Source organism: Spiroplasma endosymbiont of Anurida maritima, assembly GCF_042465095.1.
Classification (GTDB): domain Bacteria; phylum Bacillota_I; class Bacilli_A; order Mycoplasmatales; family Mycoplasmataceae.
Genome location: NZ_CP102059.1, coordinates 1 through 2,500 on the forward strand (window position 1 = coordinate 1; position 2,500 = coordinate 2,500).

Below are 2,500 nucleotides of genomic sequence, written 5' to 3' on the forward strand. Positions count from 1 at the left end.
TAAAAAACCAACTATTTTGTAGTTGGTTTTTTATTTAAACCCAGCGTTTACCTATTTTCGCGCAAACTATTTTCGGCGTGATAGTGCTTAACTTCTGTGTTCGGGATGGGAACAGGTGTGACCACTATGCTATGAACACCAGATGGTGATTGATAGAGAGATTATCCTCTCAAAACTAGATATAGATATCAAATAATTTTTAACTAAAAATCAATTAAACTACTCATTTTATTGAAGTCCTCGACCTATTAGTATTGGTTAGCTAAACATGTCACCATGCGTACACACCCAACCTATCAACCTTGTCGTCTTCAAGGGGTCTTACTCCATAAAGGATGGGAAATCTCATCTTTAAGTATGCTTCTCGCTTAGATGCTTTCAGCGATTATCATTTCCGTACATAGCTACCCAGCTGTGCCACTGGCGTGACAACTGGAGCACCATAGGTACGTCCATCCCGGTCCTCTCGTACTAGGGACAGATCTCATCAAATTTCCTACGCCCACAACAGATAGGGACCAAACTGTCTCACGACGTTCTAAACCCAGCTCGCGTACCGCTTTAATGGGCGAACAGCCCAACCCTTGGAAGCGTCTTCACCTCCAGGATGCGATGAGCCGACATCGAGGTGCCAAACCTCCCCGTCGATGTGAACTCTTGGGGGAGATAAGCCTGTTATCCCCGNNGGGTAACTTTTATCCGTTGAGCGACGGCCCTTCCACTCGGGACCGCCGGATCACTAAGCCCAGCTTTCGCTCCTGTTCGACTTGTAAGTCTCACAGTCAAGCACCCTTATACCTTTGCGCTCTTCGTATGATTTCTGACCATACTGAGGGTACCTTTGGGCGCCTCCGTTACTTTTTAGGAGGCGACCGCCCCAGTCAAACTACCTACCTGACACTGTCTCTGATCTGGATTACAGATCTAGGTTAGGATTCCAATATAGCAAGGGTGGTATTCCAAGGNGCGACTCCTGAAAAACTAGCGTTTCTCTATCTACGTCTCCCACCTATCCTATACATGCTATACCGAAACCCAATATCAAGCTATAGTAAAGCTCCACGGGGTCTTTCCGTCTAGTTGCGGGTAACCTGCATCTTCACAGGTACTAAAATTTCACCGAGTCTGTAGTCGAGACAGCGAAGGGATCATTACGCCTTTCGTGCGGGTCAGAACTTACCTGACAAGGAATTTCGCTACCTTAGGACCGTTATAGTTACGGCCGCCGTTCACCGGGGCTTCAATTCAATGCTTCATCTTGCGACTAACAAATCCTCTTAACCTTCCGGCACTGGGCAGGCGTCACCCCCTATACTTCGTCTTGCGACTTTGCAGAGAGCTGTGTTTTTGCTAAACAGTTGTCCCTTCCTTTTCACTGCGGCTCATATTGCTATGAGCAACCCTTATCGCTAACTTACGGGTTCATTTTGCAGAGTTCCTTAACTACAGTTATCTCGCTTGCCTGAGGATTCTCTCCTCGACCACGTGTGTTCGTTCTANNGGTACAGGTAACACACTGATTATCGCTAGAAGCTTTTCTTGGAAGCNNGTGGCGTCATGTACTTCGTTACTTGCCTAAGCGTTCACTCCCCATAACACTTCAAGGTTGTGCAAAGCGGATTTTCCAACTTTACCCTCTTTGTGCTTAGCCTGGAATCCAATTACCAGGATACACTAGCCTTCTCCGTCACTCCATCACTCAATGTGTCAGTACAGGAATATCAACCTGTTGTCCATCGACTACGCCTATCGGCCTCGCCTTAGGTCCTGACTAACCCTGGGTGGACGAACCTTGCCCAGGAAACCTTGGTCATACGGCATGAGGGATTCTCACCCTNCAAACGTTACTCATACCGGCATTCTCACTTCCAACCAGTCCAGCAGTCCTCACGGTCTACCTTCATCCCTGTTGGAACGCTCCCCTACCACTCATTGATACAAACGANATTCATATAAATGAATCCATAGCTTCGGTACTATTCTTAGCCCCGGTACATTTTCGGCGCGGAGTCACTCGACTAGTGAGCTGTTACGCACTCTTTAAAGGGTGGCTGCTTCTAAGCCAACCTCCTAGCTGTTTAAGCGACTCTACATCCTTACACACTTAGAATAGATTTTGGGACCTTAGCTGATGATCTGGGCTTTTTCCCTCACGTACACGGACCTTATCACCCATGTACTGACTGCCGAGCATACAACATTGGCATTCGGAGTTTAATTGTATTCAGTACCCCCTAGGTGGGGCCATCATACATTCAGTGCTCTACCTCCAATGCGCTCTTATCTCGACGCTAGCCTTAAAGCTATATCGGGGAGAACCAGCTATATCCAGGTTCGATTGGAATTTCACCGCTAGCCACAAGTCATCCGAGGTCTTTTCAACGAACAACGGTTCGGTCCTCCATCAAGTATTACCTTGACTTCAACCTGCTCATGGCTAGATCACCTGGTTTCGGGTCTATAACTACATACTAAACGCCCTATTAAGGCTCGCTTTCAC

The 2,500-nt window shown here is 47.3% G+C and carries 2 rRNA genes (1 of these 2 cut by a window edge); both read right to left on the reverse strand.

The annotated features are described in order from the left end of the window. Positions 1 to 38: 38 nt before the first annotated feature. Positions 39 to 143, reverse strand: a 5S ribosomal RNA gene (rrf, locus tag NPX79_RS00005). A gap of 85 nt (positions 144 to 228) precedes the next feature. Further along, positions 229 to 2,500: ribosomal RNA gene (locus tag NPX79_RS00010) — 23S ribosomal RNA — on the reverse strand (it continues 670 nt past the right edge of the window).